Annotated in this window: 8 protein-coding genes, 1 tRNA gene and 1 pseudogene; 6 read left to right on the top strand and 4 right to left on the bottom strand. The window is 68.7% G+C overall.

Annotated features, from left to right (window positions below; genetic code table 11):
* Nucleotides 1-141 precede the first annotated feature (141 nt).
* A complete protein-coding gene (locus VGD28_RS07360; protein ID WP_331027685.1) occupies nucleotides 142-1680 on the bottom strand; it encodes a tryptophan halogenase family protein in 1539 nt (512 codons plus the stop codon).
* 145 nt (nucleotides 1681-1825) lie between these two features.
* Nucleotides 1826-1912, bottom strand: a tRNA-Leu gene (locus VGD28_RS07355).
* 130 nt (nucleotides 1913-2042) lie between these two features.
* Between VGD28_RS07355 and VGD28_RS07350 the strand changes: the two genes are divergently transcribed.
* Nucleotides 2043-3401 (top strand): MATE family efflux transporter, encoded by a 1359-nt coding sequence (locus tag VGD28_RS07350; protein WP_331027684.1) that lies wholly within the window; start codon nucleotides 2043-2045, stop codon nucleotides 3399-3401.
* Here VGD28_RS07350 and VGD28_RS07345 read toward each other — a convergent pair.
* Nucleotides 3373-4071 carry a zinc-ribbon domain-containing protein gene (locus VGD28_RS07345; RefSeq protein ID WP_331027683.1) on the bottom strand — a complete coding sequence of 233 codons (699 nt, stop codon included), beginning with the start codon at nucleotides 4069-4071 and terminating at the stop codon, nucleotides 3373-3375. The two genes, VGD28_RS07350 and VGD28_RS07345, sit on opposite strands and share 29 nt — an antisense overlap.
* Before the next feature lie 170 nt (nucleotides 4072-4241).
* Between VGD28_RS07345 and ftsE the strand changes: the two genes are divergently transcribed.
* The 5 genes from ftsE to VGD28_RS07320 are packed head-to-tail and all read left to right on the top strand — an operon-like array spanning nucleotide 4242 to nucleotide 7578.
* On the top strand, nucleotides 4242-4949 hold the full coding sequence (ftsE, locus tag VGD28_RS07340) for a cell division ATP-binding protein FtsE (protein WP_331027682.1): 708 nt from the start codon (nucleotides 4242-4244) through the stop codon (nucleotides 4947-4949).
* Complete coding sequence (locus tag VGD28_RS07335) at nucleotides 4946-5836, top strand: cell division protein FtsX (protein WP_331027681.1); 891 nt, start codon at nucleotides 4946-4948, stop codon at nucleotides 5834-5836. Before ftsE ends, VGD28_RS07335 begins: the two co-directional genes overlap by 4 nt.
* Nucleotides 5836-6384, top strand: a complete 549-nt coding sequence (locus VGD28_RS07330) for a YdcF family protein (RefSeq protein ID WP_331027680.1) — start codon at nucleotides 5836-5838, stop codon at nucleotides 6382-6384. Before VGD28_RS07335 ends, VGD28_RS07330 begins: the two co-directional genes overlap by 1 nt.
* Nucleotides 6377-7063: a lysophospholipid acyltransferase family protein gene (locus VGD28_RS07325; RefSeq protein ID WP_331027679.1), complete on the top strand. Its 687-nt coding sequence runs from the start codon at nucleotides 6377-6379 to the stop codon at nucleotides 7061-7063. The genes VGD28_RS07330 and VGD28_RS07325 overlap by 8 nt, the downstream gene beginning before the upstream one ends.
* 29 nt (nucleotides 7064-7092) lie before the next feature.
* The gene (locus tag VGD28_RS07320; protein ID WP_331027678.1) at nucleotides 7093-7578 is read left to right on the top strand and encodes a DUF1772 domain-containing protein; all 486 of its coding nucleotides are present in this window, start codon (nucleotides 7093-7095) and stop codon (nucleotides 7576-7578) included.
* Between the two features lie 20 nt (nucleotides 7579-7598).
* On the opposite strand, the pseudogene VGD28_RS07315 reads toward VGD28_RS07320, so the two are convergent.
* A pseudogene (locus tag VGD28_RS07315) lies at nucleotides 7599-7723 on the bottom strand (IS630 family transposase); the annotation flags it as partial.

The following is a 7723-nucleotide window of genomic DNA, read 5'->3' as shown; positions in this document are numbered from 1 at the left end:
CCCGCCAGGGGGAGGTGTCAGCCGCAGGCTGACGGAGGGGGCGGACGGTGGAACCTCTACGGCTCGCGTCCTCCCCCGCCGTCGCGCTGCGCGCGCCACCTCCCCCTGGCGGGGAGGATTGAGATGAAAGTCCGACCGGCGTCACGCCGCGATCGGCGGCGCCTTGCAGTGGCGGTCGATGAACGCCTGGTGCGCCGGCATCGCCGCTGCGACATCGGCATTGACCTCCTCGATGTCGCGCATGAAGTCGATCAAATCCTCGTCGGGGATCATGTCGACCACCGGGTCATAGGCCATCTGCATCCCCTGGCCGAGCAGGACCTGGACCCAGCTTTCCTCGCGGAACAGCTCGGCCTTGCCATGGACGAAGAAGCGGGCCGAGGCGCGGAACAGTTCGAGCCGCTCCTTCAGGCTGTCGGGCACCTCCATATGGCGGACATGCGCCCAGAAGGGCGTGTCCTCGCGGTTGGTGACCTTGTAGTGCGCGATGATGAAGTCGCGCACATCGTCGAACTCGAAATTGTGCTGCCGGTTGTACTCGGCGATGTCGGCGGCGTTGAACCCCTGACCCGGGAACAGCGCGACCAGCCGCAGGATGCCGGTCTGGATCAGGTGGATGCTGGTCGATTCGAGCGGCTCGAGAAACCCGCTCGCCAGCCCGATCGCGACGACATTCTTGTCCCACGCCTTGCGCCGCTTGCCCGGCGCGAACCTGACCGGCCGCGGATCGGCCAGCGCCTTGCCGTCGAGATGGGCGAGCAGCACCGTGGCCGCTTCGTCGTCGCTGATCTCGGCGCTGGCATAGACATGCCCGTTGCCGATCCGGTGCTGCAGCGGGATGCGCCACTGCCAGCCCGCGCCGTGGGCGGTCGAGCGGGTATAGGGCGTCAGCGGCGACACGCTCTCGCACGGCACCGCCAGTGCGCGGTCGCACGGCAGCCAGTGGTTCCAGCCCTCATACCCCACGCCCAACGTCTGGCCGAGCAGCAGCGAGCGCATCCCCGAGCAGTCGACGAACAGGTCGCCCTCGATACGCCGCCCGTCCGCCAGCACCACGCTCTCGACGAACCCGTCCTCGCCGCGCTGCTTCACCTCCACGATCCGGCCCTCGACCCGCGTCACGCCTTGTGCTTCGGATCGGGTGCGGAGGAAGCGGGCATAGAGCGATGCGTCAAAATGATAGGCATAGTCGAGATGCCCCATCGGCGACCCCGGGTTGCGCGGATCGGGGAAGCAGAACTTGTTCTGCCGGGCGGCGAGCGTGTTGAGCGAATAGAGGTCGAAATGCTTGGCCTGGCCGAGCGCGGCGAGCTTGAGCCACAGCTGGTGCGGGTGGAGCCACATCAGGTCGGTGCCGATCTTGCCGAAGCCGTGGATGTAGCGGTAGCCCGGCTCGCGCCAGTTGACGAACTCGATCCCCAGCTTGAACGTCGCCTGGGTCGCGCGGATCATCTCGGTCAGGTCGATCCCGGCGAGCTGATTGTAGTCCTTGATGCCAGGGATGGTCGCCTCGCCAACGCCGATGATCCCGATCTCGTCCGATTCCACCAGCGTGATCGCATAGCCGCGGAACAGCAGCTTGGAGAGCAGCGCCGCGGTCATCCATCCGGCGGTGCCGCCACCGACGATCACGACGCGGCGGATCGGCGGGTTGCCGTTTCCCGACAGGTCACGCTCCATGCGTCTCTCCCCTCATGCATCGGCTCTGCTGGCCGTCGCCCTGTATAGGAGGGCGCTGACGGACGATAAACGGTTACACGCTACCCGCCAGCGCGACCGGTGTGGTTGCCCCCGGCCCGCATCTTCAAACGCTTTTCTTGAGAAATGGTGCGGTCGAGAAGACTCGAACTTCCACGGGCTTTCGCCCACAACGACCTCAACGTTGCGCGTCTACCAGTTCCGCCACGACCGCACTGATTTCGTCCGCCGGATGAACCCGGCGGCTGGTAAGGCAGCGGCCCCTAGCAAAGCGCCGGGAGGCATGCAACCTCCCTTTCTGCGATCTTTCTTCTGAAATGCAGCCGGGCTAAGCCCGCCGGCCCATGCGCCCGCCAGACGACATCAGTGCCGAGACGCGCCGCATCCTCGCGCTGGCCTGGCCGGTGGTGCTCACGGCGCTCACCTGGACGATCATGCACGTCACCGACGTGGTCGTGGTCGGCCTGGTCAGCACGCACGAAGTGGCGGCGCTCGGCGCCAGCCGCACGCTGACCTTCATCGGCATCGTCGTCGCGCTGGGCTGGCTCACCGGCGTGCTCGTCTTCGCCTCGCGCGCGGACGGGGCGGAGGATCTGCCCGCGACCGGCGCGATCCTGCGGCAAGGGCTGGTGCTCGGCTTCCTGCTCGGGCTGGCCAGCGGCGGCGTGTTGTTCGCCTTTGCGCTGCCGATGCTGCAAGGTGTCGGCGTCGATCCGGCGATCGCACCCGATGCCGCCCGCGTAGTGCGCATCATGGCGCTGGGCTATCCGTTCCAGCTGCTGCTGGTCGCGGCGACCTTCTTCCTCGAAGGCGTCAGCCGCCCCAAGCGGGTGATGGTGGTCGATGTGGCCATCCTGCCGATCAACGCGGTGCTCGCCTGGATCCTCGCCACGGGCCAGTTCGGCATGCCGGCAATGGGCGCGACGGGCGCCGCGGCGGCCACGGTGAGCGCGACGATGGTCGGCGCGGTGGCGATGATCGTCGCGGCGCTCACCTTGCCCCGCGCGCGCGAACGCGGCGTCCGCGACTGGCGCGACTTCGGTTCGCCCGTGATGTGGCGCGGGGTCGGCGCGCTGATCGCCTTCGGCTTCGTCCCGGCGATCGCATCGGGGCTGGAGCTGGCCGGCTTCTCGATCCTGATCGCGCTGTCGACGCAATTGGGCGAGACGGTGACCCACGCGTTCCAGATCGTCTTCTCGATCCACAACGTCACCTTCGCCTTTGCGCTCGGCCTCGGCTCGGCGGCGGGCGTGCGCGCCGGCAATGCCGTGGGCGAGGGCGTGCCGGTGCAGGCCGGCGGGCGGACCGCGATCGCGGCGGGCCTTGCCGCCCTGACCCTCGGCGTGCTCGCGCTTCCGCTGATCCTCGTGCCGCAGCTGATTGTCGGCGGCTTCCCGGCGAGCGCAGCGGTCGCGACTGCCGCGGTCATGCTGCTCCCGCTGTGGGGACCGTTCATCCTGTTCGATGGGATCCAGGTGGTGTTCGTCTATGCGCTGCGCTCGCTTGGCGATCAGGTCGTTGCGGGTTTCAACGGCATCGTCGCCTTCTTCCTGCTCACCGGCGGAGTCGGGCTGTGGATGGTCCATGCCGGCTGGGGCCCGAAGGGGCTCGTCGCGGCATCGGCTTCGGGCATGGTCGCAGCCGCCCTGCTCAACGGCGGGCGGCTATGGTGGCTTATTCGGCGGCTTCGCCTGAAAAGCTGAGCTGAATCGTCTTGCCTGTGGCAGGCACGTCGAGCTTGCCGCTGTTGAACTCGAGACTGCCTCCCGGCGGCAGCGTGCGCGGCTCGGGCGTGATCGTCCAGTTGTAGACGACCGAGTTGTTGGCGTCGCGCAGCTCGGCCAGGATGTTGGGCACGCGCTGGCGTTCCTTGGTTGGGTTGATCACCTGCCCGCTGACCACGAACAGCTCGCCGCCGTTGAGCCGCGGCTTGCGGTCGACCAGCTGGTTGGCGAACACCAGCGACGTCCTTGCCTCTCCGATCGGCAGCCCGAGCTGCGAGGCGAGGCCGGGCGCGCCCAGCCACAGGATCGCACCGGCGCCCGCCGCCAGGGAAAGACCGATGATCAGCGCTGCTGCGGTCCAGCGTCGTTCCGGATTCTTGCGCGGCTTGAACGGCGGCTCGTGCGCGAACGGGTCGAAATCACGCTCGGCCTCGGCTGCCTTGGTCGGGGCCGGCGGCGGCGGTGGCGGCGGAGCCGAATAGGCGTCGGCGCGGATGACGTCGGGGGCGGGCTTCGCGACGGGCGCGCTCGCAGGAAGCTGGTGCCAGCTGTGCCGGCAGCTCGCGCAGCGCACGGTGCGTCCTTCGGCCCCGATCGCGCTGTCGGGGACGAGGTAGCGGGTGCGGCACTCGGGGCATTCCAGGATCATCGCGGCACGTCTTGCTCGGGTACTGGGCGCTCGGCTCGCCAATCCCGAATCTAAACACCCGTCGAGTCGGCTTGGCAAGGGTTGATGTCCCTGCGCTTGAGCCAGCCGGGCGGCTGTGCGATGGCTCCATTCTTCGGGGCAGGGTTTATCAGGAGCGGCCGGGCGCCGGCATGGCCAATATCGTTCAGTTCGAGAATGTCGGCCTGCGCTACGGGACCGGGGCGGAGACGCTGAGCGACGTCAGCTTCACGCTCAGCGCGGGGTCCTTCTATTTCGTCACCGGCGCATCGGGCGCCGGCAAGACCTCGCTGCTCAAGCTCCTCTATCTCGCGCAGCGGCCGACCCGCGGCATCGTGCGGCTGTTCGGTGAGGATGCGGGCGCCTTGCCGCGGAAGCGTCTTCCGGGTTTCCGGCGCCGCATCGGCGTGGTGTTCCAGGATTTCCGCTTGCTCCCGCATCTCTCGGCCTATGACAATGTCGCGCTGCCGCTGCGCGTCGCGGGAATGCCCGAGAGCGAGGTCGAGGGGCCGGTGCGCGAAATGCTCGCCTGGGTCGGCCTCAAGGATCGCGATGCGGCCAAGCCGCCGACGCTTTCGGGCGGCGAGCAGCAGCGCATCGCCATCGCGCGCGCAGTCATCACCCGGCCCGAGATGCTGATCGCCGACGAGCCGACCGGCAACGTCGACCCCGACATGGCGGAGCGGCTGCTGCACCTGTTCGATTCGCTGAATCGCCTCGGCACGACGGTGGTGGTGGCGACGCATGACTTTCAGCTGATCAGCCGGATTCCCGACGCGCGGATGATGCGGATCGAGAAGGGGCGGCTCAACGACCCGACGGGCGCGCTGCGCTATCCGCCCGGAATGGCGCCGGCATGACCCTTTTCGTGCGCGAACGGCCCGAACGCCGCCTGCTCGACGAGAGCCGGCGCACGCGCGGGATGCTGTGGGTGATGGCGATCATGCTGTTCCTGACGGTGCTGGCCGCCGCGCTGGGGCTGGGCATGGCAGGCGCGAGCCGCACGCTCGACCGCCAGCTCGCCGGGCGGCTGACGATCCAGCTGGTCGAAGGAGATGCGGCAAGGCGCGACGCGGCAGCGCGCGCGATCGTGCAGCGCGTGGGCGCCCTTCCCGGCGTGACGCGGGTCGCGGAGGTCGATCGCGCGCGGCTGGCCGAACTGCTCGCGCCATGGCTGGGGGAGGCGGGGCTGGACGCCGACCTGCCGATGCCCGCGATGATCGATGTCGATCTCGCCTCGGGCGAGGATGCGGCGATCGATCGCGTGCGTTCGGCGGCGCGTGCCGTCGCTCCGGCCGCCCGGATCGACCGGCATGCGCAATGGCTCTCGCCGGTCAGCGCGTTTCTCGAAACCCTCACTTGGTTCGCGGCTGCGCTGGTGGTCCTGATGGCCACCGCGACGGCGATCGTCGTGCTGCTCACCGCGCGCGGCGGACTGGATACGCATCGCGACACCATCGCCGTGCTCCACATGCTCGGCTCCACCGACATGCAGGTCGCGCGCCTGTTCCAGCGCCGGATCGCGCTCGACACGCTGCTCGGCGGGCTGCTCGGCACCGCGGCGGCGCTGGGAATGGTGTGGCTGCTCGGCCAGCAGGCCGCTGGGCTGGGATCGGAACTGCTGGGCGGCGTCGCGCTGGCGCCGCTCGATTGGCTGCTGCTGCTGGCGCTGCCGGTCGTCTTTGCGCTGATGGCGCTGCTCGCCGCGCGCATCGCGGTGCTCGGCACCTTGGGGAAGACGTTGTGATGCGCGCGCTCTGGCGCATCTTTGCGGTGCTTGCGCTCGCCTGGGTGCTTGGATTCGCCCTGTTCATGCTGTCGCTCGGCAAGCCGCTCGATCCGGGCGTGAAGACCGATGCGGTGGTGGTGCCGACCGGTGGCGCGGGGCGGATTCCGCGGGGAATCGCGCTGCTCCAGGCAGGATCGGCCAAGCGCATGCTGATCACCGGCACCGATCCGACCGTTCGCCCGATCGAGCTGGCGGTGGCCCATCGCGCGCCGCCCGCGCTGTTCCGCTGCTGCATCGACCTGGGGCAGGAGGCGGTCGACACCCGCTCCAACGCCGACGAGACCGCAGCCTGGGTGCGCAAGCATGGCTACCGGTCAGTGCGGCTCGTCACTGCCGACTGGCATGTGCCGCGCGCCAAGCTGGAACTCGGCAATGCGCTCGGCAGTGAGGTCGCGATCGAGGGTGACGGCGTCCGCACCAACGCGCGCTTCGCCACGTTGCTGCGCGAGTATCACAAATATCTGGTGCGCCGGATCGCCCTGCTGTTCGGACTGGGCAATGGCTGACCGGCTGCGCAGCATCGCCTTTGCGATCTTCTTCTACGGCCTGTCGGTGCCGATCGTGCTGGGCACGCCGGTCGCAGCCCTGCTCGGCACCAGTTTCATGCGCGGCTATTGCATCGCCTGGGCGCGACTGGGCGTGTGGTCGGCCCGCCACATCCTGGGGATCCGCATGCGCGTAGAAGGGCAGCGCGCCGCCGGGCCCGCTTTGTATCCCGCGAAGCACCAGGCGATGCTCGAGACGATGGCGATCGCGGCGATGCTCGATGCGCCGGCGATCGTGATGAAGCGCGAGCTCGCCCGGATCCCGCTGTGGGGCTGGGCGGCACGGCGCTACGGCGTGATCGTCGTCGATCGTGCCGCCAACGCCAGGGCGCTGCGCCAGATGATGCGCGAGGCACAGGCGGCGCTGGGCGAGGGCCGGTCGGTGCTGATCTTCCCCGAAGGGACGCGCGTCGCGCCGGGGGAGACGCCTCCGGTGCGTTCGGGATTTGCGGGATTGTATCGCGCGCTCGCTCTTCCGGTCGTGCCGATCGCGCTCGACAGCGGGCAGGTCTGGCCGCGCCGCGGGCCCAAGCGCCCCGGCACGGTGACCTTCCGCTTCGGCGCGCCGATCGCGCCGGGGCTGGCGCGCGCCGATATCGAAGCGCGCGTGCATGCAGGGATCAACGCACTGGAGCCCTGAAACGGGGTCGTAATCAAGGGAGACGGATGATGATCGCATTGCTCAAGCTTCCCGTCCTGATCGCCGCGGTCGGCGCATTCATCATCGGCGGGGTCTTTTACGGCTTCTCGACCTTCGTCATGCAAGCGCTGGCACGCGTTCCGGTGCCCGAGGGCATCCGCGCGATGCAGGCGATCAACATCACCGTCATCAACCCGCTCTTCCTCGGCATCTTCATCGGCACCGCGCTGCTGCTGTTCGGGCTGGCGATCGTCGCCGGCCTCAATCCGGGGCAACCGGGCGCGCTCTATGTGATCGCGGGCGCGGCGCTCTATGTGCTGGGCTGCTTCGCGGTGACGATGGTGTGCAACGTCCCGCTCAACAATGCGATCGCGGCAGCCGATCCGGCGAGTGCGGACGGCGCTGCGCTCTGGGCACGATATCTGCGCGACTGGGTGTTCTGGAACCATGTCCGCACCGCCGCATCGCTCGCCGGCGCGGTGGTGCTGGTGCTCGGCTGGAGCCAGTCGCGCTAGTTCTTTAGAGTCTGTCCTGTTTAGATTGAGGCATATCCGCTGTTTCTGAGATAGTTGGCGCATTCGTGGGGCGGGAAGGCGTCGAGGAGTTGGCCGATGCGTTTCCATGTTGCCTCGACGGTGCGCTCTGCGGCCTTGCGCAGGA

The sequence above is a fragment of the Sphingomonas sp. genome (assembly GCF_036402235.1).
Taxonomy (GTDB): domain Bacteria; phylum Pseudomonadota; class Alphaproteobacteria; order Sphingomonadales; family Sphingomonadaceae; genus Sphingomonas.
This window is presented reverse-complemented; position numbering and strand designations above follow the sequence as displayed.